General features: G+C 56.4%; 20 protein-coding genes. 9 read left to right on the forward strand and 11 right to left on the reverse strand.

From position 1 onward, the window contains the following. Positions 1-10: 10 nt before the first annotated feature. Together ACR0AA_RS13935 and ACR0AA_RS13940 are read right to left on the reverse strand one after the other, a co-directional pair. A complete protein-coding gene (locus ACR0AA_RS13935) occupies positions 11-2,074 on the reverse strand; it encodes a TRAP transporter large permease subunit (protein WP_480664828.1) in 2,064 nt (687 codons plus the stop codon). Positions 2,075-2,189: 115 nt separating this feature from the next. After that, positions 2,190-3,239, reverse strand: a complete 1,050-nt coding sequence (locus tag ACR0AA_RS13940; protein WP_480664827.1) for a TRAP transporter substrate-binding protein — start codon at positions 3,237-3,239, stop codon at positions 2,190-2,192. A 332-nt stretch (positions 3,240-3,571) separates the two neighbouring features. Between ACR0AA_RS13940 and ACR0AA_RS13945 the strand changes: the two genes are divergently transcribed. The 3 genes from ACR0AA_RS13945 to fcl all read left to right on the forward strand — a co-directional run bounded on the left by ACR0AA_RS13945 (position 3,572) and on the right by fcl (position 7,267). Beyond that, the gene (locus ACR0AA_RS13945; RefSeq protein WP_480664826.1) at positions 3,572-4,372 is read left to right on the forward strand and encodes a FadR/GntR family transcriptional regulator; all 801 of its coding nucleotides are present in this window, start codon (positions 3,572-3,574) and stop codon (positions 4,370-4,372) included. A 782-nt stretch (positions 4,373-5,154) separates the two neighbouring features. Continuing rightward, positions 5,155-6,279, forward strand: coding sequence for a GDP-mannose 4,6-dehydratase (gmd, locus tag ACR0AA_RS13950; RefSeq protein WP_480664825.1), 1,125 nt, complete (start codon positions 5,155-5,157; stop codon positions 6,277-6,279). 10 nt (positions 6,280-6,289) lie between these two features. After that, complete coding sequence (gene fcl / locus ACR0AA_RS13955; protein ID WP_480664824.1) at positions 6,290-7,267, forward strand: GDP-L-fucose synthase; 978 nt, start codon at positions 6,290-6,292, stop codon at positions 7,265-7,267. A gap of 32 nt (positions 7,268-7,299) precedes the next feature. Here fcl and ACR0AA_RS13960 read toward each other — a convergent pair whose 3' ends face one another. The 7 genes from ACR0AA_RS13960 to ACR0AA_RS13990 form a co-directional block, all read right to left on the reverse strand. After that, a complete protein-coding gene (locus ACR0AA_RS13960; protein ID WP_480756271.1) occupies positions 7,300-8,376 on the reverse strand; it encodes a DUF2793 domain-containing protein in 1,077 nt (358 codons plus the stop codon). A 220-nt stretch (positions 8,377-8,596) separates the two neighbouring features. Beyond that, the gene (gene galU, locus ACR0AA_RS13965; protein ID WP_480664822.1) at positions 8,597-9,490 is read right to left on the reverse strand and encodes a UTP--glucose-1-phosphate uridylyltransferase GalU; all 894 of its coding nucleotides are present in this window, start codon (positions 9,488-9,490) and stop codon (positions 8,597-8,599) included. A 313-nt stretch (positions 9,491-9,803) separates the two neighbouring features. Continuing rightward, positions 9,804-11,609 carry an ABC transporter ATP-binding protein gene (locus ACR0AA_RS13970; RefSeq protein ID WP_480756272.1) on the reverse strand — a complete coding sequence of 602 codons (1,806 nt, stop codon included), beginning with the start codon at positions 11,607-11,609 and terminating at the stop codon, positions 9,804-9,806. Position 11,610: 1 nt separating this feature from the next. Then, positions 11,611-12,540, reverse strand: coding sequence for an ABC transporter permease subunit (locus ACR0AA_RS13975; protein ID WP_480664820.1), 930 nt, complete (start codon positions 12,538-12,540; stop codon positions 11,611-11,613). A 10-nt stretch (positions 12,541-12,550) separates the two neighbouring features. After that, positions 12,551-13,474 carry an oligopeptide ABC transporter permease OppB gene (gene oppB, locus ACR0AA_RS13980; RefSeq protein WP_480664819.1) on the reverse strand — a complete coding sequence of 308 codons (924 nt, stop codon included), beginning with the start codon at positions 13,472-13,474 and terminating at the stop codon, positions 12,551-12,553. 66 nt (positions 13,475-13,540) lie between these two features. Next, complete coding sequence (locus tag ACR0AA_RS13985) at positions 13,541-15,169, reverse strand: peptide ABC transporter substrate-binding protein (protein ID WP_480664818.1); 1,629 nt, start codon at positions 15,167-15,169, stop codon at positions 13,541-13,543. Positions 15,170-15,568: 399 nt separating this feature from the next. Then, the gene (locus ACR0AA_RS13990) at positions 15,569-16,807 is read right to left on the reverse strand and encodes a lytic murein transglycosylase (RefSeq protein WP_480756273.1); all 1,239 of its coding nucleotides are present in this window, start codon (positions 16,805-16,807) and stop codon (positions 15,569-15,571) included. A gap of 186 nt (positions 16,808-16,993) precedes the next feature. Between ACR0AA_RS13990 and ACR0AA_RS13995 the strand changes: the two genes are divergently transcribed. The 6 genes from ACR0AA_RS13995 to ACR0AA_RS14020 are packed head-to-tail and all read left to right on the forward strand — an operon-like array spanning position 16,994 to position 23,528. Beyond that, entirely contained in the window at positions 16,994-17,956 is a 963-nt protein-coding gene (locus ACR0AA_RS13995; protein ID WP_480664816.1) for a cytochrome ubiquinol oxidase subunit II, read from the forward strand. Next, positions 17,953-20,043 (forward strand): cbb3-type cytochrome c oxidase subunit I, encoded by a 2,091-nt coding sequence (locus ACR0AA_RS14000; RefSeq protein ID WP_480756274.1) that lies wholly within the window; start codon positions 17,953-17,955, stop codon positions 20,041-20,043. Before ACR0AA_RS13995 ends, ACR0AA_RS14000 begins: the two co-directional genes overlap by 4 nt. Continuing rightward, positions 20,040-20,672, forward strand: a complete 633-nt coding sequence (locus tag ACR0AA_RS14005; RefSeq protein ID WP_480664814.1) for a cytochrome c oxidase subunit 3 — start codon at positions 20,040-20,042, stop codon at positions 20,670-20,672. The genes ACR0AA_RS14000 and ACR0AA_RS14005 overlap by 4 nt, the downstream gene beginning before the upstream one ends. After that, entirely contained in the window at positions 20,665-20,991 is a 327-nt protein-coding gene (locus ACR0AA_RS14010) for a cytochrome o ubiquinol oxidase subunit IV (protein ID WP_480664813.1), read from the forward strand. Before ACR0AA_RS14005 ends, ACR0AA_RS14010 begins: the two co-directional genes overlap by 8 nt. Before the next feature lie 33 nt (positions 20,992-21,024). After that, positions 21,025-22,008 (forward strand): HlyD family secretion protein, encoded by a 984-nt coding sequence (locus tag ACR0AA_RS14015; protein ID WP_480664812.1) that lies wholly within the window; start codon positions 21,025-21,027, stop codon positions 22,006-22,008. Continuing rightward, positions 22,005-23,528, forward strand: coding sequence for a DHA2 family efflux MFS transporter permease subunit (locus tag ACR0AA_RS14020; protein WP_480756275.1), 1,524 nt, complete (start codon positions 22,005-22,007; stop codon positions 23,526-23,528). Before ACR0AA_RS14015 ends, ACR0AA_RS14020 begins: the two co-directional genes overlap by 4 nt. Here ACR0AA_RS14020 and ACR0AA_RS14025 read toward each other — a convergent pair. Together ACR0AA_RS14025 and ACR0AA_RS14030 are read right to left on the reverse strand one after the other, a co-directional pair. Continuing rightward, positions 23,525-23,887, reverse strand: coding sequence for a fluoride efflux transporter FluC (locus tag ACR0AA_RS14025; RefSeq protein ID WP_480664810.1), 363 nt, complete (start codon positions 23,885-23,887; stop codon positions 23,525-23,527). The genes ACR0AA_RS14020 and ACR0AA_RS14025 overlap by 4 nt on opposite strands. Continuing rightward, positions 23,884-24,291 carry a fluoride efflux transporter FluC gene (locus ACR0AA_RS14030; protein ID WP_480664809.1) on the reverse strand — a complete coding sequence of 136 codons (408 nt, stop codon included), beginning with the start codon at positions 24,289-24,291 and terminating at the stop codon, positions 23,884-23,886. The genes ACR0AA_RS14025 and ACR0AA_RS14030 overlap by 4 nt, the downstream gene beginning before the upstream one ends. Positions 24,292-24,301 lie beyond the last annotated feature (10 nt).

The raw sequence follows: 24,301 nt of genomic DNA on the forward strand, positions 1-24,301 counted from the left end.
CGAGAGCTCCTTAATAGGCGACTGAAGGCAACCAGGTGGCAAGCGTTGGCCACAGGAAGACCAGCGCCAGACCCGTCAGCTGCAGAAGAACGAAGGGAATGATGCCCTTGTAGATATGGGTCAGCTTGATCTCGGGCGGGCAAACGCCTTTCAGGTAGAAGAGTGCAAAGCCAACCGGTGGGGTCAGGAAGCTGGTTTGCAGCGTCACCGCAACCAGGATCACGAACCACACCAGAGCCGGCTCATCCAGAACGCCAAAGCCGGGGATGTCGATGCCGAGGCCGTTCACGATCGGGCGCATCAGCGGCAGGACAATCAGCGTGATCTCGATCCAATCCAGAACGAAGCCCAGCAGGAAGACGATGAACAGGATGAACAGGATCGTGCCGTTGGCTCCAAAACCGGTGGACTGCACCACATGTTCGATCAGCTCATCGCCGCCCAGTTCGCGCAGAACGTACGAGAACACAGTCGCACCCAGGAAGATCGCGAAAATGTAAGCGGTGGTGTTGAAGGTCGACACCAGCACGTTCCACAGTTTTGCGAAAGTCAGCTTGCGATAGCCCAAAGCCAGCAGGGTCGCACCTAGCGCGCCGATGCCCGAGGCTTCGGTCGGCGTGGTCAGACCGGCGAAGATCGAACCCAGCACGGCGAGGATCAGCATCAGCGTTGGGATGACGGCAATCAGCACGTCCTTGACTGCGGCCCAGTCGGGGGCCGTTGCGCCTTCTGGCACTGGGGCGGCATCACGGTTCACCAGCGCAAGTATGAAGATATAGGTCAGATACAGGCCACCGATGATCACACCGGGGAAGACCGCTGCCATGAACAGGTCACCCACAGACAGCGCCATCTGGTCGGCCATGATCACCAGCATGATCGACGGCGGGATAAGAATGCCGAGCGTACCCGAGGCCGAGACGACACCGGCGGCCAACGTCGGTTGGTACTTCTGTTGCATCATTGATGGCAGCGACAGAACACCCAGCAGCACAACGGATGCTCCGATTATGCCCGTTGAGGCGGCAAGGATGATCCCGATCAGGGTCACGGTAATCGCCAAGCCGCCGCGTACCGTACCGAACAGTCGCTGCATCGAGGACATCAAACGCTCGGCCACACCGGATTCGTCCAGCATAAGGCCCATGAAGATAAACATCGGCAGCGCCACCAGAACCGCGTTCGACATGGTCGCGTAAACACGGTTCACCACCGCACCGAGGGTCAGGTAGTCGAGGCCAGTGAAAGTGCTCTCCAACCCCGTCCACAGCATCAGGTCGTTGTCGAACAGGTAGGCCAGACCGCAATATGCAACACCGACACCGGCCAGCACCCAGGCCACCGGATAACCGGTGAACAGCAGCGCAATGAAGGTCAGGAACATCGCGATGACCAGTTTTTCCTCGGTCGTCTCGACAAGGAAGGTCAAGCCCACGCAGACGGCGGCGAACACGGCCAGCAACAGCAGAATACGACGCAGCGGCGCACCCTCGCGCTCTGAGGCTGGGCCGTACATCAGGGCGTGACCGTCATGGATCAGGCGCGCAAGCGCTGCCAGCGCCAGCAGGACAAAGCTGATTGGGATAACGGCCTTGAAAGCCCAGCGTGCAGGCAGGCCGGTCGGGCTGTCCGAGCGCTCGTTAACGCGGAAGCTTTCGTAGAAATAGTCATAACCCTGATCGATCATTAGATAGATGAACGGGGTCAGCAGAGTAAGGATGCCGATCACTTCGATCACACGTTGTGCGCGCCGCGACAGCTGCATATGCAAAACGTCGACACGAACATGGCTATCGGTGATCAAGGCATAGGAAATGCCGATCATCGTAACGATGCCATAGAAGTGCCACTGGATCTCGTCCAATTTGGGATAGTTTTGGCTGAACAAGTAACGCAGCGAGACCTGGCTGAAGATCGCTGCCATCAAAAGGACATTGGCCCACATAACCACGTGTCCGACGGCTTTCACACCAGTATCAATGGCAACAGCTATTTTCTGACGGTCGGTATCGGGGTGTTCCAGGATGCCTTCATAGGCTTCGACCGGATCATTAAGGTTGTTTTGCGTGGCCATGGGTAATCCTCGCTCAGTTGACCGGCGCGTTCGCGGTCAAGGGAATGCAGGTTTAAAGTCCTGAAAAAGTCCGAGGCGGAGGAGCCCGCCGCCCCGGACGCGTCAGCAGTTCAAGTTACTGACGGGGGAGGAACGCGTTGGTCTTCCACAGGTCATAGCCCTCGCGGAATTCGTTCATGTCGGCCAGAACCTTGGCGAAGAAAGCGTCGTTGGCGGCTTCTTCGGCAGCAACTTCTTCCCAGGTTGCGCGGAACGTATCCAGCATTTCAGGCGACCACTGCTTGATGGTAACACCATTGTTTTCGACGTTGTCGATCAGGGCCGCGTGCTGAATGGCCTCACCTTCGGCAAAGCTGTCGGCCATCGACGCCTTGCAAGCGTTTTCGATGATTGCCTTGTGCTGCTCGCTGGTCTCTGCCCAGACGTCCTTGTTGATCATCAGTTCGAACACCGTCGCCTGTTGGTGCCAGCCGGGGAAGTAGTTGAACTTGACCAGCTTGTGGAAGCCCAGACGGGCGTCGATGGCAGGCATCGAGAACTCGGTCGCGTCGATCGCGCCTTTTTCCAGTGCGGGAAAGATCTCTCCGCCCGGCAGCAGCGAGGTTGCCACACCCAGTTTCTGCATCACTTTGCCGCCCAGGCCGAAGAAACGCATTTTCAAACCGTCCAGATCTTCGGGCGAGTTGATTTCGGTCGCGAACCAGCCCGAGGTTTCGGGCGCGATGATGGCGCACGGCAGAACTTTGACGTTGTAACCCGCCTGATCATACATCTCTTGATACAGCGTCAGACCGTTGCCGTAATACATCCACGCCATGTATTCGCCGGCCTCGGGGCCGAACGGAACGGCCGAGAACAGCGGTGCGGCGGGGATTTTCCCAGCCCAATAGCCGGCAGTGGTGTAGCCCGAGTTGATCTTGCCTGTGGACACGGCGTCCAGAATTTCAAAGGGCGGAACCAGCTTGCCCGGCTCATAGACCTTCATCTTCAGTGTGCCGCCGGACATCAGGTCCAGTTGTTCAGCAACGCGCGGGATCGGCGAGCCGAGGCCGGGCAATTCGGTCGAAAAGGCAATCGGGGTTTTCAGCAACAGCTTGTCAGCGGCAACCGCAGGCGCAGCCATCAGGCTGGCAGCCACAGCGAGGCTCGTCAGGGTCTTCTTCATGAAATCTCCTCCAGGGTTGGTCAGGGCGTCTACCCCAATCAGTGGCGCAGGCTCTTCCAGCGCCTATCCGGTGGTAAATTAACTTTACCAGTTTGTTCCAGTCAATAATTTTGTTTACCACTGGTAATTCCAGGCGCGCCGATTGACGAGGAAAACAGGAAGCCCGATAGGGCAGTCCAAAGGTGGCATTCACAGGATTCCTTAAATAATCATTAAAAAACAGGTTTCTGAGAACAGACCTACTGGATCTCTCACTGGCTTGAGTTTTGATGAGTTATGGTTATATTAATTTACCATCGACTTCGAAATTGGCAAAGTATAGGCGGAGCGTCATGAGCCCCACAGCGATATTTGAACCGGTTGGACACGAATCGCTGGCCGAAGCCGTAGTGGCACAGATCGAGGACCTGATCGCCTCGGGCGTTCTGAAACAGGGCCGCAAATTACCGTCCGAAAGGGACCTGGCCGAGATGCTGCGTGTGTCCCGGCCAAAACTGCGCGAGGCCCTTTCCGTTCTGGAAGAGCGCGGCCTAGTGACAACTCAGCATGGTGAGGGCACTTTCGTTGCCGCATTGACCGGACAGGCAATGATGCCGGCACTGCTGGCGCTTTACGAACGGCATGAACCCGCCTTTTTTGACTATCTCGAATATCGGCGCGAGCAGGAAGGATTCGCCGCCAGACTTGCAGCACGCCGCGCAACAAAAGCTGATAAGGAACGGATCACCGAAATTCTGAATGAGAATGAACGAGCCTGGCAAGAGAACGACTCGAAGGCTTCCCAAGAGGCCGATTTTGCGCTCCATTCCGCCATTGTTGACGCAAGCCAAAACGCCACTTTGATTCATATGATGGCTTCGATCTACGAGCTTACACGCAAAGGCGTGTTCTACAATCGGGACTTTCTGAAAACGATCGACGGCACTGGCGAGAAGCTTTTGCAGCAACATCTGGCGCTGGGTCGAGCGGTGATCGAAGGGGACGAGGCCCGTGCCGAAGAGGCCGCGACCGACCATATCGATTTTGTTGAGAAGTCATTCAGACTGGGATTGGAAAGACGCCGATTGGAAGCGATGGCCGAAAAGCGCAGGATGCTGTCGGATCACCACACCTTTGGGATGCCGCGCGGTTAATACAACTCCTGTGCTAAAATGCCGATTTTGGTTTTTCAGCGACCTGGAATGAACTTGCCCGAGCGGGGGTATCGGTAGATCACGCCACGCTGAACCGCTTGGTGATACGACACTCTTGCGCTATTGCAGACGCGACGCTGAAACAAGCCAGCGACCACGAAGTCCTTTTCTCGAATGATAGAAGTCAACAGCCGTCTCAGAGAGATCTTCATCGACAAGAGGGGATACCATTACCGCAGGCATCAAAGCTATCATCAAAATGCACAGAAGCTTTGGCTACCCGATTCCAAACGAGATGGTGGGGCGGAAATTTCTCACTAACATCGTAGAACAGGGCGAACGTTTCAACAAGCGGCGCACTCGCCAGATTCTTTGCGTCAAAGCATTTGCTTCAGCGGCAGACGGATTTGAGTTGGCAGGAAACTTTGCGACAGAACCCAATCCTGGAAGGCGACGAATTGCACTTGGCGCCATTGACCGAGTTGGGTTTCAACCCCTTGGCATGACGGTAACAGCAGGGGTTGCAAGACGCCCTCGACAGTTCCCTCACTTGGTTTTCCTTACGGCGGTTCAAGTTAGAAAACTCCAGTCTACAGCACCGATTAGACCAAGGCCTCGCAAAAATCGGCAAAAGCGCCGTTTTGCTTGGTACCTCGAAAGAAGTGTCTGAGTTCGGATCCAGGCGCGAATTCTATACCCAACAATGGCCTTTGCTTGCATTCAGTCGGATATTGCTGTTTCTGAGATTGCAAGCACCAGATTGAGTTTCGTGGAACGCAGCTATGAAAAAAACAGCTTTGATTACTGGCATCACAGGACAGGATGGTTCTTATCTGGCTGAGCTTTTGCTGGAAAAAGGGTATGAGGTTCACGGAATCAAGCGGCGAGCATCGTCGTTCAACACGCAGCGTATCGACCATATCTATCAAGACCCGCATGTTCCCAATCCGCGCCTGCACCTGCACTATGGTGACCTGAGCGATACTTCGAACCTGACGCGTATCATTCAGGAAGTGCAGCCGGACGAGGTCTACAACCTTGGTGCCCAGTCGCATGTGGCGGTCAGTTTCGAAGCGCCTGAATACACAGCTGATGTCGACGCGATTGGTACTTTGCGATTGCTTGAGGCGATCCGGTTTTTGGGGCTTGAGAAGAAGACGCGTTTTTACCAGGCATCCACATCCGAGTTGTACGGCTTGGTTCAGGAAACGCCGCAGCGCGAAACCACGCCGTTTTATCCGCGTTCGCCCTATGCGGTTGCCAAGCTCTATTCCTATTGGATCACCGTGAACTACCGCGAAGCCTACGGTATGTACGCGTGCAACGGTATCCTGTTCAATCACGAGAGTCCGCGCCGGGGCGAAACCTTTGTGACGCGTAAGATCACTCGCGGTTTGGCCAATATTGCGCAAGGCCTCGAAAGCTGCCTGTACATGGGCAATATAGACAGCCTGCGCGACTGGGGGCATGCCAAAGACTATGTTCGGATGCAGTGGCTGATGCTGCAACAAGACACCGCCGAGGATTTTGTCATCGCAACAGGCGTTCAGTATTCGGTCCGGCAGTTCATTGAATGGTCCGCCAACGAACTTGGGGTTACGCTTGAGTTCTCGGGCGAGGGCGTCGATGAAATCGCGACAGTCAAATCCGTCAAAGGCGATAACGCACCTGCTTTGAAACAGGGCGACGTGGTCATGCGAATCGACCCGCAGTATTTCCGCCCGGCTGAGGTGGACACGCTGCTTGGCGACCCCACGAATGCCAAGACCAAATTGGGGTGGGTCCCTGAACTGACCGTCCAGGAGATGTGCGCCGAGATGGTCTCGGAAGACCTGAAAACAGCCAAGCGCCATGCGCTTTTGAAAGAGCACGGGTACGAATTACCGGTAACACTGGAATCTGGTTGAGGCAGCTGACATGCGCAAAATCTATGTGGCAGGTCATCGCGGTATGGTTGGCGGAGCAATTCTGCGTCGCCTGCGAGACCGTCAGACCTCGGGCGAAGCGTTGGAGCTTGTAACGCGAACGCACGCAGAGCTTGACCTGACAGCTCAGACAGCCGTCCGGGATTTCATGCAGACAGAGCGACCCGACGTTGTCATTTTGGCGGCAGCCAAGGTAGGTGGTATTCACGCCAACAACACGTATCCGGCAGATTTCATTTACGAAAACCTGATGATCGAATGTAACGTGATCCATCAGGCTTTTGACGCGGGTGTCAAAAACCTGCTGCAGTTGGGTAGTTCCTGCATCTACCCGCGCGCCGTCCCGCAGCCGATGCGGGAAGATGCATTGCTGACGGGTGTGCTTGAACCGACGAACGAACCCTACGCGGTGGCCAAAATCGCCGGGATCAAACTGTGTGAAAGTTATAACCGGCAGCACGGGGTAGATTATCGTTCAGTAATGCCGACAAACCTCTATGGTCCGGGCGACAATTTTCACCCTGAAAACAGCCACGTCCTGCCCGCTCTGATCCGCCGGTTCCACGAGGCGCAGCTCGATGGGCTGGACGAGGTTGTCATCTGGGGCAGCGGCAAGCCACGGCGCGAGTTCCTTCACGTAGACGACATGGCCGAAGCGTCGTTGTTCGTTCTGGACCTGCCTCGCGAAGTCTATGAGGCCAATACCCATCCCATGCTGAGCCATATCAATGTTGGTTGTGGCGAGGATGTTTCGATTGCCGAACTGGCGACGCTGGTTGCCAAAGTCACCGGGTTTGCGGGGCGGATTTCCCAGGACGTCAGCAAGCCGGACGGCACAATGCGAAAGCTGATGGATGTTTCGCGTCTGGCAGACATGGGATGGCGCGCGAAGACGGGTCTCGAGGATGGAATTCGCGAAACTTACGCGTGGTTTCAGGAACAGTCTGACGCAAGCCTGCGCGCCAAATAGCCGCCCGAACGCGCGTCCGGGCGGCAGGGGGGTCAGAACCAGCGACCGATAGCGATGCACGCTGGCGAAAGCGTTACGGAATCAGACGTTGAAGAAAACACCTTGAACGCAACCTGGGTTTCAGACGGCGTGTCGAACCCGACAAGCCTGCTAATGCCGCCGCCGCTGCCGCTGAGTGTTGGGGCGGTTCCAGCCGCAAACGCAGCCGGGAAGGTCCATAATGCGGACGTGCTGGCAAACATGGCACCTTCGGTGTTTGTGCAAGCTGTGGGGTCCGGCGTTGCTGTGCAAATCTGTGTTCCATCTGCGAAACGGACGAATTCGCCGTCTGATGTGCTTCCGCGTTCGATAACCGCGCCGGTTGGATTTCCGCCGGACTGCGCGACCGCACCCACCAGATTGCCCGGTCCATAGCCATAATCCGCCCGCATCAATCGCCCGGCGGTCGTGTCATTCGCATTGTTTTGAATGGCCGAGCCGCTGGCTATTCCGGTCGCGGGATTAAAACTCAGCGCATCTGACCAGTTGTTTCCATCCGGTGAGACCTTGATCGAAAACCCAGTGGTGCCCGACAGACCCATTTCGGCGTGGCCGGTCCAGTTGGATTGAAACAACAGGGATGCGGTATCATCGGCGTCGGCTTTGTTGATCTTCAGTTGATGCCCGCCGCCATCGTGACTCAACAACGTGGCCGGGGATCGGACCGACAGGCGATTTGTACTGTCGTACCCGGTGGCGATGCCAACACCGGGCAAGTTCTGCGTAGAAATCGGAGGGTCGATCCAGGCGGTCCCGTCCCATACTTTCAGACGTTCGGTGGTTTGATCCCAAGCGCGCCAACCCAAATCTGGACTCACAAAGTGCCAGGTGTTGTCCAGCCAGGCCGCAAGTTTTCCAGGCTGCCCGTACCAATCGCCGGTGGGGGCTGTTCCAATTGCGTGAATTTCACCCTGAGCAGGTGCTGCAGGCGGAGTCGCAGCATTGGTTGCCACAACATTCAGTTGCACCACCAGATCCAGAAGTCGCAGGGCTTCGTTATGTGTGACGTGCTTTTGTGCCTGCGAGGGTTGAAGGAAAGGCAGATTCAATCTGGGCGAATTCAGGGACAAGGGGCATCCTCCGTTGGCTGTCAGTGCGACAATTGCATTGTGCGCAACACTGCCGTGACACACATGAATTTCGACTGACTGAGCCGAACGCCCCGGCAACAATTCGCTAATCACTTGTTTGTTTGGCGAAGTGCAAAACAGGCGTGCAAGCAAAAAGAGCAAGCTGCGTCTTGTGCAACTTGCCCCGTTCATTCTTGCCAGCGAGAGTTAGGTGATCCTGTTACTGTGCGGCCTGGCTCGTGACCACGACGTCATGCAAGTATTCTCTCAAGTCATCACGCAGATCGTCGCGTGCAAGCGCAAAGGCAACAGTGGCCTGCAGGAAACCCGACTTGGAGCCACAGTCAAACCTTTGTCCGTCGAACTTGTAGCCAAAGACCGGTACGCCGTTTCTGATGTCCTCGGCGATCGCGTCAGTCAATTGAATTTCGCCACCGCTGCCTTGCTTGTTCTGATTGAGGTTGTACAGGACAGACGGGCGAAGAACATAGCGACCGATTACTGCCAGATTGGAAGGTGCCGTTTCGGGGCTGGGTTTTTCCACCATGCCGCGGGCACGTACCACCTGACCGATGTTTTCACCCACATCCAGCACACCGTACGAACTGGTTTTTTCGGCAGGAACCTCCATGGTGGCGACCATGTTTCCACCGGTTTCCTCATAGGCTTCGATCATCTGCTGCAGGCAGGGTCTTTCCGCCGCGATCACGTCGTCGGGGAGCATGACTGCAAAAGGTTCGTCCCCGATCAGTCGACGTGCGCACCAGACTGCGTGACCCAGGCCCAAGGCTTTGTGCTGGCGGATATAGGCGATTGCCCCGCTTTCCATGTTGGTTGCATTCAGCGTCTCCAACAGGTCGTCTTTGCCTTTTTCCTTAAGCGTTTGCTCAAGAATTTGGTTGCAGTCGAAATAGTCCTCCAACGCCGACTTCCCGCGCGATGTCACAAAAATGAACTCTGTGATCCCGGCAGCGCGGGCTTCGTCGATGGCATATTGAACCAGAGGGCGGTCAACCAAGGTCATGATTTCCTTAGGCACCGATTTTGTTGCGGGTAGAAAACGGGTGCCCAGACCCGCTACCGGGAAAACCGCCTTTGTGACCTTACGTGCCATACTACCTCTCACTGTAAATTACCGTCCGAATGAATTTGTGCTTTCAAGGCTACCTAATAGGGTGCGCAGCCGGAACATTCAACGCATACAGACTAACTTCAAGCAATCCGGAGAAATCGTGCCACCGTTAACTATGGAAGTCAAAACTACCCGCTTTAGCTGACCAAGGCGTCGGTTGTAAGTCGGCTGAATAGGTCAACAATATAGCCAATTTTCACCGAATTAGGTGATTTTGGAAATCTCAACGGCGAGTAATGTCCGCCGCTAAAAAAATGCCCCGAAGGCAAAATGGTGCTTCGGGGCAGGGCAGCTATTACGCCTTAGCCATGATGGATTCGAGCGAGTCATGTTCAGCCACAAAATGATCAGGCTTCACTTCGCTCAGCTGCGGCACATAGTTTGTGTCACCGGCCGTAAGTCGGCTTGGAAGGAAACGCAGTGCGGCCTTTGGATCCATAGGCGAAGGTAATTCGCCGGGCAACTTCAGGCGCGTTCTGCTGCGTTCCACGTCCGGATCCGGAATTGGGACCGCCGAGATCAGAGATTTGGTATAGGGATGGATCGGATCAGAACAGATCACTTCGCCATCCCCCAACTCCACGATCCGGCCCAGATACAGAACCATAATCCGATTCGAAACCGCCCGCACAACCGACAGGTCGTGGCTGATGAAGATCATCGACAGACCGAACTCCTTTTGCAATTCCCGCAGCAGTTCCACAATCTGCGCCTGAATTGAGACGTCCAATGCAGACACCGCTTCGTCGCAGATGATCAGCTTGGGTTTGTTGATCATGGCGCGGGCGATGCCGACGCGCTGGTTCTGACCGCCGGACAGTTCATGCGGGTAACGGTTGATCATATTGGCCTTCAGGCCGACCCGCTCCATCATTTCCGCGACCATCTTTTTACGCTCACGCTCGGTCAGGTCGGGCCGGTAGGTTTTCAGCGGTTCAGCGATCGAGGCCGAGATGGTCATACGCGGATCGAGGCTGGCCAATGGATCCTGGAAAACGATCTGTAAATCCTTGCGGTATTTGTTCAGTTCGCGTCGTTTCAACCCAACAATGGGATGGCCCAGCCAGCTGACGTTACCCGCGCTGGGCTCGATCAACTGCAGAACGGCCCGTGCCAGAGTTGACTTACCGCAGCCCGACTCACCCACAACGCCGAGTGTTTCACCTTTGCGGATGTCAAAGCTGACACCATCAACGGCTTTCAGAGGCACTTTGCGTCCGAACAACCCGCCTGAAACGTGGATCGGAAAGTGCACCTTGACGTCATCGACCTTCAGCAGAGGCTCGTCGATCTTGTCCAGCGCCTTGGGTGCATCGCCGGCGTCGATGCGTGGCATCGCTTCCAGCAGTGTTCGTGTGTATTCGTGTTTCGGCGCACGAAAGATCTCGCGCGTCTCTCCCGCTTCCACGAATTGACCCAGTCGCATCACCTGAACGCGGTCGCACATCCTCGCGACGACACCCATGTCATGGGTAATCAGCGCGATGGCAGTGCCCTCGTCCTTTTGCAGACGCACCATCAGGTCCAGAATGTCGGCCTGAACGGTTACATCCAGTGCGGTTGTAGGTTCATCTGCGATCAAGAGCTTGGGATTACACAGCATCGACATCGCGATCATGACCCGCTGGCGCATGCCGCCGGAAAGCTCATGCGGGTATTGATCCAGACGGCGTTTGGCCTCGGGGATACGCACACGGTCCAACCACTCCAGACAACGTGCCCGTGCGGCGGAACCTTGCAGTCCCTCGTGAACTTGCAGAACTTCGCGCATTTGCTGACCGATCCGCAGGTGCGGTGTTAGGGCGGTCAACGGGTCTTGGAAAATCATGCCGACATCGTCGCCGCGGATTTGGTTCAGCTTGTTGACCGGCAGATTCAGGATTTCCTGACCGTTCAACATGGCTGACCCAAGTGCCCGTCCAGCAGGCGGCAACAGCCCCATCGCGGCCATGAAGGTCTGACTTTTGCCAGACCCGCTTTCACCCACGATGCCCAGGCATTCACCCGGATTGATATCGAAACTGATGCCCTTGACGGCCTCGACTATGCCATCGGGGGTGTCGAACTGGACGCTCAGGTCCTTTACGGAAAACAGACTCATATCAGCGATCCTTCGGGTCCAGAGCGTCGCGCAGGCCATCACCGATGAAGAACATCGTGATGATGATTGCGACGTAGAATGTGAGCGGGAACAATAGCTGCCAAAGTGTGCCATAGCCCATAGTTCCTGCGCCTTCAGCGATCAGACGACCCAACGACGTGTAGGGTTCCGAGATCCCAAGACCTAGGAACGAGATGAAACTTTCGGTCAGGATCATCTCAGGCACCAGAAGCGAGGCATAGACGATCACCACGCCAAGCAAATTGGGCAGGATGTGGCGATACATGATGGTGAACTCGCTGACACCGGCCGCACGCGCGGCCTCGATGAATTCACGGTTCTTCAGGGTCAGTGTCTGGCCCCGCACGATCCGCGCCATAGTGAGCCACCCGACCGCACCAAGCGCGATGAATAGCATTACAAACGACCGGCCTGCCACAACCAGCAGCAGGATGATGACCAGCGTCGCCGGAATTGCCAACAAGATATCGACAAAGCGCATCATGACGCCGTCGGTTCGGCCACCGATATATCCAGCGGTGATGCCGTAGCACGTGCCGACAATCAACGCCGTCGCGGCGCCGATCAGACCCACCAACAACGACGTCGTTGTCGCTTGAATAACGCGGCTGTAAAGGTCACGCCCTAGATCATCGACTCCAAAGAAGTGCCCTGTTTCGACAGAAGGCATCCCCATGCCGCGCACGTCGCCCATGACGTTCCAGTCGATCTCTTCGTTGTTCCAGACAGCGAAGTAGGGCCCGATGATCGTGAACAAAACGATAAGACCGAGGATAAAGAGGCTCGCCATTGCAGCCTTATTGCGAACAAAACGCATCCGTGCGTCTTGCCAGAGTGAACGCCCCTGAATGACCGAAAAATCGGTGATGTCTTCGGCCAGGTGGGCGGCTTTTTGTGATTTACCAAGCATTGCCAGCCCCTCAGTAACGGATTTTCGGATCGAACCAGGCATAGGCCAGGTCGGTCAGCAGGTTCACCAGAACGGTCAGGACACCATAAAGGATCGTGACCCCCAGCAGCACGGCATAGTCGCGAGACAGAGCGGACCCCACATAGGCTTGTCCCAATCCGCCGGTCGAAAAGTAGATGTCCACAAAGACCGAACCGGTCAGTACGTAGACGAATACCGGTCCCAGATAAGACACGACGGGCAGCAAGGTCGGTTTCAGCGCGTGGCGCCAGATCACGGTTCTTGTCGGCAATCCCTTGGCCCGCGCGGTGCGAATGAAGTTCGAGTTCAGAACTTCCAGCATCGACGAACGTGTGATCCGCGCGATTGAGCCCATGTAGGACGTCGCCAGCGCGATAACAGGCATGATCAGGTATTGCCACTGACCGCCATTCCAGCCACCGCCCGGCAGCCATCCCAGCCACAAGGTGAAGGTCAGGATCAGGATCGGACCCATGATGAAGTTCGGCAGCGCTTGGGCTGCGATGCCCAGACCGACAGCGAAGTAGTCGATCCAGCTATTGTGTTTGATCGCGGCGGCAATCCCCAGTGCGACTCCAACGGATGTCGCCACCAGGAAGGAGAGTGAACCGTAGGTCAGCGAGATCGGGAAACCCTGCGCGATGATGTCATTCACATCCCGGTCCTTGAACTTGAAGGACGGGCCGAAATCAAAATGCACGACGATGTTGTACAGGTAATCCCAAAGCTGTTTCCACAGCGGCTGGTCCAGCCCGTACCGCGCCTCGATATTGGCCAGAACCGCGGGCGGCAGTGGCCGTTCCGAGGTGAAGGGCCCACCTGGCGCGAAGTGCATCAAAAAGAAACTTGCAACGATCAGCAACAGGATCGTTGGAACGGCCATTAACAACCGCCGGACGATATAGGCAAGCATTTCATGCCCCCAATTATTGGCGTTGCCCCGGAGAAAGCTCCGGGGCAACGCGTGGTCAAAGGATGATTACTCGGCGGTTTTGTAGAGGTTCTTGGAGTACCAGTTCTGCTCTACGTTTTTGACCGGCCAGTTACCGACATCGCTGTCCATCATGTAGACGCCAGCATAGTGGTAGATCGGGATAACGGGGGTCTCTTGTGCGATGATGCGCTCGACCTCGGTGTACAGAGGTGCCGCATCGTCAGAGGTTTTTGCTTCGGCCAGCAGTTCGTCAACACGTGCGTTGTTGTACTTGCCGTCGTTATAACCGGAATCCGACTGCAACAGGTCGAGGAAGGTCGAAGCTTCGTTATAGTCGCCACACCATGCGCCACGTGCCAGATCGAAGTTCTGGTTGCCGCGCTCTTCCAGGAAGATCTTCCATTCCATGTTGGCCAGCTCGGCGTTTACGCCCAGTTTTTGCTTCCACATCTGGCTCAGCGCCACGGCGACCTTCTTGTGGGCTTCCGAGGTGTTGTAAACCATCTCAAAGCTCAGTGGGTTGTCGGGACCATAACCAGCTGCGGCCAGCAGTTCCTTGGCCAGTTCGTCGCGCTCGGCCTGAGACATGGACGCCATTTCGACGTCCGGAACGTCAAAGCCGGCGGTCGCTTCGGGTGCGAAAGTGTAAGCCTGCGGCTGTCCACCGGCCATGATGTTCTCGGTGATGATCTTGCGGTCGACGGCCAGTGACAGGGCCTGACGAACGTTCGGGTCTTTGAAGGCCTCGGGGCCACCCTCGGACAGGTTGAACGTGTAGTAATAGTTGCACAAGCGCGGGAAGCTGATCGCCTCTTCCGGGTGCTCTTTTTGCAGGCGTGGGAACTGACCAGCGGGGACTTCGGTGCGGTCCAGCTCTCCAGCCAGATAGCGGGTCAAAGCGACGTTTTCATCGTTGATGACCAGCGCCACGACTTTTTCGATGATGGTGTTGTCGTTATCCCAGTAGTTTTCGTTCCGCTCGCGGACCGAACGTTCCTGCGGCAGATGCTCGGTCAGAACATAAGCGCCGTTTGAGACGATGTTTTCCGGTTTGGTCCAGGCGTCGCCAAATTCTTCGATGACTTTCTGCGGGGCAGGGAAAGTGGTCGAGTGCGTGGTCATCTGCGCGAAATATGGCAGCGGCGCGCTTAGGGTAACTTCCAGCGTGTGGTCGTCGATGGCTTTGACGCCCAGTTCGTCAATCGGCTTGTCACCTGCGATGATTTCAGACGCATTCTCGATTGACATCAGCTCCATGAACCACGCGTAAGGCGAAGACAGGGCGGGATCGACGGCACGTTTCCAGGCGTAAACAAAATCGCCTGCGGTCACCGGATCACCGTTTGACCATTTTGCGTTGTCGCGAAGGGTAAAGGTGTAAACGTCTTTGGTGTCGTTGGTTGTGTAACCAGTGGCGACACCGGGAACCAAATTGCCGTCTTCGTCCTGGTTCATCAGGCCTTCGAACAGGTCACGAACGATCTCGGCGCCGGAAACATCCTCAACAACCTGAGGGTCGACCGAGCTGTGCTCGTCCAGAATACGATAGGTAAAGGTCTGGTCATCCGCCAGAGCTTCGCCGGTTTTCGGGTGCGTACCCGCGGCAAATGCAGCACCGACGATCATGGTCGAGGTCAACAGCCCCGCCAGAGATGTCCGAATGTACTTGTTCATGTGTTTCTACTCCCGTTTTTTTCGGTAGCACACGCGCATCCCTTCAGGATGGCAGTAGGCCACCATGTTTGTCCGACCCAGAAAGAGACCGGGGCAGGTTCGAATTTTGCTTTTTCAGATCGCAATGAACACCGCGTCGCAGTCTTTCGGTTTGCAGTCGGGAACGTGTTTGCGAAAGTCGCCTTTCACTGACGCAGAACGTGGCATTATTTCAAAAAAGGTTAAAGCCTTTGCCTGAAAATTGGGCAACCAGAGGTGGATTGTGATTGAAATCGGGGTTGCGTTGGAAATTTTATGCTGAAACGTCATCGCTTCGTGACATTTTCGTGAAGGCAGGAGATTTCTGTTTGGCGATTTCCGCGGCGTCAGGGTGCTGAAGGATGGCCGGAACCGGGCGAATCAATAGCGGATCAGCGCCGCCTTCATACTCACTTCAGGGAAGCAGGTCGGCGCACGACCACTGGCCTGCTGCCAGCGCCCGATCGATCGGCGGGTTTTGAAACCGGGCAGGCCGTCAGCGCCGCCTACGTCGTGGCCCTGTTGCTCGAGCGCGCGCTGCATGGCCGCTATATCAGACCGGTATAAATTAGCGACTTTACCCCAACGCCCTTTGAAATCGCCGACGCCGAACTGAATACGGTCTCCGACATGCCCTACGAACAAGGCATACAGATCGCTCTTGTTGTATTCCTTGAGGACATAGAAGTTGGGCGTCACGATAAAAGCGGGGCCGTTTCGTCCGGCGGGCATCATCAAGTACCCTTCACCTGTCTGTTCATGCCGGGGAAATGCCTTGCCTGAAACGCGTGCGATCCCCATTTTGGCCCAATCCTGAATGGGCCTGCCTTGATCCGGGCCTTCAAGCGCACAGGAGACCGAGTCAGGGACGATGACCTCAAACCCCCAGTCGCGCCCGGATTTCCAACCATGCTGCGCTAGGTAGTTTCCGATAGAAGCGATTGTATCATCCGCCGAGGTCCAGATGTCGGCTGTGCCGTCCCCATTTCCGTCGGCTGCGTAGGCCAGAAAACTTGTCGGCATAAACTGCGGTTGCCCAAGCGCGCCGGCCCAACTGCTTTTCATGGATCCGGGTGGTGCATTGCCGGCTTCAGCGATTTCCAAGGCAGCGATGAGCTCTTCCGTGAAATACGCGGCGCGGGTGCTCATGAAACCCTTGGTGCCCAGTACCTGAAAGGTATTGTGGCGAATGGGAACCTGACCATAACCGCTTTCGCGACCCCAGATGGCCAGGATGATACGAGCAGGCACGCCGGTTTCAGCCTCAACGCGAGACAAAGTCGCGGCATGCCGTCGAGCCATCTGCCGGCCAACGGATGTCGCCCCCTGTACGGAACCCGCGTTAAAGTAGCGGCCCGGAGACCCGAACTCTGCTTGTTTTTGCTGCTTGGGTGTTTTGACCGCTTGGCCCGGCGGCACCAAATCCGGCAGCTTCCAATTCAGCGTGACCCCGTCAAAAGCTTGCCGCATAGTACGACGCGAAACGCCCCTGGCCTTGGCCATTAGCCAGACAGTTTCGTTCAACCATGTCTGAAACTGCCGTTCGACCGCGGAACGATCCTGCGCATTTGCGCTTGTGGACAGGCACCAAAGGCTGAGGATGAATACAATCCAACGCATCACCCAAGGTCTCGCCCGCCGTCGGTTGTAAGTCAACATCGCCGAACATTTGATTTTGTCTGCTCCTATCCCGGCGATTGGTCACGATGGACGACACACTTTTGGCCATTTTGGAAAAAACCTTGAGAAATTTCATGTGTCTGCCGATAGTTGGCCCCAGAGGATGGCTCTGGAGGATAATCACGCGTGGCTCTTTCCCGAATGTCACCAAAGGCGATGCAAGTCATGATTGCTGCTGCGATTTTTTCCGTCGTGGCACAGACTGCCATTGCAAGTGACAGTTTCATGGATCCTCAGGGGCCCATTGCAGCCGTCCAGAAACTCCACCTTTTTCGAGCGACGGTTCTGATCCTGATCGCGGTCGTTCCGGTTCTGGTACTGGTCCCGTTGATCGCAATTCGGTACCGGCGGCGCTCTGACGGCAGTGCCCTTTATCGACCAAAATGGGACTTTTCCGGGCCTCTGGAGTTCGTCATGTGGGGTGTGCCCGTCGTGATCGTGGCCCTCCTTTCTTTCTACTTGTGGAAGGCAACCCACAGGCTTGATCCTTATGTGGCAAGGTTCGGTGAAACGCCTGCGCTGAACGTTCAGGTCGTTGGTTTAGACTGGAAGTGGCTGTTCATCTACCCGGACCTTGGCATCGCCAGTGTCGGGGAATTTGGGATTCCGGTAAAACAGCAGGTCGCCATGACTCTGACGACTGACACCGTGATGCAGTCGTTCATGATCCCGGCTCTGGCAGGTCAGATCTACGCAATGCCGGGGATGACGACACAGTTGCATGTCGTATCGGATGCGCCGGGAACCATGCAGGGTGAAAATACCCAGTACAATGGGCGCGGTTTTACCAAGCAGAAGTTTCAGACCATAGCCATGCCGACGGACGACTTCAGTGCATGGGTCGAAAAGGTTCGAGGCAGCGGCATTCCTCTGGACGAAGAAACATATCGCGTTTTGGCCATGCGTTCGGATCGGGATGAGGTTCAGGCCGCATTGGGGACAGCACGGATGCCGGACAACGCTCTGTACTTCACGTTGGAGGACAGTGATTTATTCCAGTCCATTGTGCACAGATATCACGGTGGTCAGGCGCTGCCAGTGGATCAACAGCCGGGGACGGTGGAATTTGGGCAGGAGGCACAGAAATGACCACCACGGAGTCCGGCTTCTTTGGCCGCCTGAATTGGGACGCGTTTCCGATTGCGGGGCTGATCCAGACCCCCAATGCCAACGAAATCGTTGCCAATGCCGCAGCAGGCGTTGTGATCGTGGGTGTCGTGGCCGTGATCGGTTTGCTGACGTGGTTCCGCCTCTGGGGGCCATTGTGGCGCGACTGGCTGACCAGCGCGGACCACAAGAAAATCGGCATCATGTACATCGTTGTTGCAATCGTGATGCTGGCGCGCGGCGTTCTGGAGGGCGTGGTCATGCGGGCCCAGCAGGCAACGGGGCCGGGGGACGGATTCCTGGAACCTGAACACTTCGCCGAACTCTTCAGCACGCATGGCACGATCATGATCTTCTTTGTCGCCGTGCCTTTTGTCTTTGGTGTCGCGAATTTCTTGGTCCCGCTGATGATTGGCGCGCGGGACGTCGCATTTCCCGTGATGAACCAGATCAGCCTGGGCCTGACTGTCTCGGCCGGGATGATGCTGATGGTGTCGCTGGTGGTGGGCGAATTCTCGACGGGCGGCTGGACGGCATATCCGCCTTATACCGGCGCAGCGTTCAATCCGGGCGTCGGGCCGGACTATTGGATCTGGGCTATCGTTGTCTCGGGTATCGGCACCACTTTGACCGGCATCAATTTTGCAGTGACCATATATAAACTGCGCGCGCCGGGGATGAAGTTCATGCGTTTGCCGATGTATTGCTGGACGATCATCTGCAGCTCGATCCTGATCGTCTTTGCAATGCCGCCTCTGGGGGTTGCGGCGTTGCTGTTGGCGGCTGACAGATATCTGGATTTCCACTTTTTCACGAACGATCTTGGTGGCAACATGATGAACTACGCCAACCTGTTCTGGTTGTTCGGCCACCCGGAGGTCTATCTGCTGGTTCTGCCCGCTTATGGGATCTATTCCGAGGTTTTCGCCACGTTCTCGGCAAAACGTCTATACGGATACAACTCGCTGGTCATTGCCACCATGTCGATTGCTGTGCTGTCGTTCACCGTCTGGCTGCACCACTTCTTCACAATGGGTCAAAGCGCACTGATCAACGCGGTTTTCGGCATTGCAACAATGCTGATCGCCATCCCGACCGGCGTTAAAGTCTATGACTGGATGGCGACGATGTTCCGGGGGCGTATCCGGTTCTCAGTGCCTATGCTTTATGGGCTGGCCTTTCTGATGCTTTTTGTGATCGGAGGACTGTCGGGCGTCATCCTCGCCAACCCCACGGTCGACTATCAGGTCCACAACACTCTGTTTCTGGTCGCCCATTTCCACAATGTGCTGTTGCCAGGCGTGCTGTTTGGATTGCTGGCAGGTTACAATTACTGGTTTCCCAAGGCCTTCGGGTTTCGTCTGAGCGAGTTTTGGGGACGTGTCTCGGTTGTGTTGTGGACGGTCGGGTTCATGCTGACCTTCCTGCCACTGTACTTCGTCGGTCTGATGGGAATGCCGCGTCGATCCTTCAGCTGGGAGGATCCCAGTTTCCACCCATACATGATTATCGCCGTTGTCGGAGCATTGGTCATTCTGTGTGCCCTTTTATCCATTATCGTTCAATTGTGGGTCAGCATCCGGGACCGGCACCAAACCCGCGTGCCAGTGGGCGACCCTTGGGATGCGCGCACGTTGGAATGGTCGATCCCGGCACCACCGCCGCTCTATAACTTTGCGGTCATTCCTCACGTCACCGACCGGGACAACTTCGCGGCCGCAAAAGAGCGCGGAAACGCTTACCCAACACCGGATGCTTATGAGGATATCTCGGTACCGCTGAACACCGGCATTGGCTTTACACTCTGCGTGCTTAGCGGAATCTGGATGTTTGCACTGGTTTGGTGGATCTGGTGGCTGGCGGCGCTGATAACCGTCATGATGCTAGGGTCCTTCATCGCCTGGACATTCAAAACAGAAACGGAACGTGTCATCCCGGCGGAACAGGTACGAAAACAGCACGAAGCCTGGCTGGACCTGGTTCACAAGTCCACGCCTGTCGACCGTGATAACGAAGCCGCCCCGGAAAACCGCGGATTAGCCCGCCCTGATCTGGAGGCAATGCCATGAAGCGCGCGCCGACACACAGCTACCCCGGCCTGAACCTTGGGCGGCGACACGCAAGCGCCGACAAGGCAAGCGAAGTTGTAACCTTCGGGTTCTGGGTCTTTCTGATGAGCGATCTGGTCTATTTCGGGCTGATGTTCGCGATCTACATCACCATGATCGACGCGCAGGCAGGCGGGCCGGGACCGCATGAACTGTTCGACCTCACAAGCATCTTTGCCCAGACGCTGATCCTTTTGACAAGCAGCCTGACCGTTGGTCTGGCGATGCTCGCTCTCAAGTACAACCTTCCGCGGTGGCGGATCGTATTCTGGTTCTGCGTGACATTGGTTCTTGGTCTTAGTTTTTTGGTGCTGGAAATCCGAGACTTCATGTCGATGGCCGAAAAGGGTGGTATCCCGCAGCGCAGCGGTTTTCTGTCCGCATTCTATGGGCTGGTACCCCTGCACGGCCTGCATGTCGCGGCCGGGTGCCTGTGGCTGATCGTGCTGGGTATTCAGCTGCGGGTCTTTGGCCTGACCGATCTGCTGATGTCGCGCGTGGTGCGGTTGGCGCTGTTCTGGCACTTTCTCGACCTGATCTGGATCGGGATCATCACCATCGTTTATTTCGGAGGCCTGACCTATGGATAAACGCAGCGAGATGCATCGCCGCGAGCGCCGTCGTTATGTGATTGGCTATGGCGGGTCGCTTTTGTTGACCTTCGCGGTGTTCGGGATTGCCTACCGATACGGTATCGAGACGAAGGGCGTTTACCTGACGATCGCCCTGCTGGGGTTGGCTCAGTTGATCGTGCAACTGGTCTATTTCCTGCATATCGACCGACGTCGCAGCAGCCGCGAAGACCTGGATCTTATCCTGTTCTCTACGCTGGTGTTGCTGATAATCATTCTCGGGACGGTGTGGATCATGGGCAATCTGGCGATCCGGATGCACACGTTTCCTATGTGACGTCTGGACGAGCGAAACAACAGGGGCAGGTAAATGAAATCTCTCAAAATCGTCGGTGCCGTTGTCATGCTGGGGTCTATTGCCATTGGCCTGCTGTTGTTTTGGCGCCACCAAGAACGTTACCCCTCGACCGATGATGCCTATGTGGGGGCAAACATCATCTACGTAGCGCCTCAGGTCACCGGTCAGGTCGCCGAAGTGCTTGTTGATGAAAACCAGCCAATCAAAGACGGGGATCTTCTGTTCACCATCGATGACACCCAATTCAAGGCATCGGTCGATCAGGCCAAAGCCAATTTGGACAGCGCTGTGCAGCAGGCGCAGTCCTATTCGACACAGATCGCCGCTGCGCAAGCGTCCGTCGAAAGCGCGCAGTCCGCGTACGATACCGCGCAAAGCAATCTGGAACGTGCCAAGGCGCTGTTCTCTACCGGTGATCTGGCGCGGGCCTCTCTGGATCAGACGACCTCGAGTTTCGCGCAGGCCTCCGCGCAACTGACCACAAGCCAATCCAGCCTGTTGGCCTTGCAAAGCGGTTTGGCGGCCAAACAGGATGACATTTTGTCCTCGCAGGCTCTGTTGGAAATCGCACAGGCAAACCTCAACTGGACCAAAGTGTTTGCATCGGCGAATGGTTGGATTGCCAATCTGACACTAAGGCCCGGATCATCGGTTTCAGCCAACGCTCCGCAGTTTTCAATTGTCGAGTCCACTGACTGGTGGGTCGATGCCAATTTCAAGGAAACATCTTTGCCGCGCATCCGCCCGGGTCAGCCGGTTACCGTCAAGATCGACATGCTTCCGGGTGTGACACTGACCGGCAAGGTTGCATCAATCGGCCGGGGATCGGGAGACACCTTTTCGTTGCTGCCATCTGAGAATGCCAGTGGAAACTGGGTCAAGGTCACGCGCCGTTTTCCGGTGCGGGTTGAACTTGATCCAACGGACGCACCGCTGCGTGTGGGGGGCAGCAGCAAGGTGACCGTGGACACAACGGCATCTCAGGGCGGAAAATGACGTCCTCGGCTGCTGGCCACGTCAACCCGGTGATTGTTGTCGCTGTGGTCCTCAGCGCCATTCTCGAGGTGCTGGACAGTACAATCGTCAATGTTGCGCTACCTCACATACAGGCCGCGTTCGGCGCGACAACCGATCAGGCCACATGGATACTGACCAGTTACATTGTCTCGGCAGTTGTCGTGATGCCACTGACCGGTTTTGTCGCCCGGCGGGTCGGACGGCGACGCCTGATCCTGACCGCCGTGACTGGATTCGCCACCATGTCGGTCATGTGTGGCCTGTCGTGGAGCCTGGAGACCATCGTCGCCTTCCGTCTTGCACAAGGTATGTTCGGTGCGTTTCTGATCCCGCTGTCCCAGTCCATTCTGTTCGATGCCTTCCCCCGCGAAAAGCGCGGTCAAGCGATGGCTGTGTTCGGTTTGGGTGTCGTTGTCGCTCCGGTGCTGGGACCAACGGTTGGGGCGATCCTGACCGAGTACTTTTCGTGGCGAATGGTGTTTTTTGTGAACCTGCCGGTGGCCGCCATGGCCCTGCTTCTGCTGGCCGGAGAGCTGCCCGACGACGAGACCGAGGAGGTTCGGATAGATTGGACCGGTCTGGCCCTTCTGGCCATCGGGATCGGCTGCCTGCAATTCGTTCTGGATCAGGGAGAGACCAAGGACTGGTTGTCATCCCGCGTCATTCAGGTCGCGGTCATCGCATCGGTTTTGGGCGCTTTGGGGTTCATTGCTCATGCATTGACCACAAAAAAGCCGGTCGTCGATCTGCGCTTTTTCGCAGATCGCAATTTTGCGCTGTGCAATCTGGTTATCGCCGGGTTTGCTATTTCGCTGTTTGGAGGGATCGCGATCTTGCCGACATTTGTCCAGAACCTGCTGGACTATCCCGTTATCATCTCCGGGCATCTGTTTATCCCGCGCGGGATCGCCGCGGGTTTGTCGATGGTTTTGACCGGTGCGGTTTTGGTAGCCCGATTTGATCCCCGCGTGCTGGCCGGACTGGGAATGCTATTGACCGCCGTCAGCAACTTCATGATGGGTGCGCTGAACATGGATGCGGGTTTCTGGGAACTGGCCTGGCCAGGTGCCGTGAGTGGTCTGGGTATGGGCCTCGTCTTCGTACCGATGTCCATCTTGGCCTTCGAGAGCATATCCAAATCCCGGCAGGACGAGGCGTCGGGTCTGTTCAACGTGACACGGCAGCTTGGCTCGTCAATTGGTATTTCGCTTGTGGGCACATGGGTCGTTCGTGGTTTGCAAACGAACACTGCCGTACTCAGCCAAAACGTGACGCCCTACAATCCGGCGGCGCAAGCCTACCTCGCACCGCTGAACCTGACGCCGGACAGCGCGCAGGGCGCGGCCATTCTGGGGCAGGAGATTTCGCAACAGGCCGAGTTGATCTCGTACCTGACCGTTTTCAACAATCTCGGGCTACTGGCGCTGGCTACTATTCCGCTTTTGTTGTTCTGCAAGGCGCCCAAACCCGGTACGCAAGCGTCTGTACCGGCGCATTAACGCAGCAGGAATAACCCCAGAGCCAAGGCGCACCAGCACAAAACCAGGCTGAGAAGAATATTGCCAGCGGCTAGCGCAAGCGTGCGCTCGCGCCTTAATTCCAGCGATTGGTAGGCAAAGCTGGAAAACGTCGTGAAGCCGCCGCAGAAGCCAAAAACGAGCCGTTTTTCTTCTTCACCCATCTCAACAGGACCACCGAGATACGCGATCCACAGGCCCAGTAAAAGACTTCCCAGAACGTTCACGATCAGAGTCGACAACGGCAGATCATGAACAACCCAAAGTGCGATCCAATGGCGCAACACTGCACCCAGACCGCCGCCCAACCCAAACATGGCATGCAGGTACAATTCGTTCATTCCGAAAGCCCCCGCAAATGAATGCGCCGCCCGATGGCTTCACCCAGAATTGCAGCAGCCAATCCGACTGTGATCTCCAGCGCGGCAGCCGAAGCTGCAACCCAGATATTGGACAACGCTAAACGCTCCAGTTCTGCCACGAAGGACGAAAAGGTCGACAAGCCGCCACAGAAGCCAACGGCCCCCAAGTGCAGGACATGGGCGTGCACCCGGTTGCGAACGGAGTAGAGCCACCCGAGTATGAAACAAGCCACGATGTTGATGCCGAAGGTCTGCGTTAAAAAATCCGCACCGGGAATGTTGACTGAGAACAGCTCGCGCAGCAGCGATCCTGCTGCTCCGCCAAGGAAAACGGCTGCGAACATCAAAACCGTGGTCCGAACGCCTGTTCGTTTCTGTGTCACAGCCTGTTGC

This window comes from Ruegeria sp. CE8 (genome assembly GCF_056537465.1).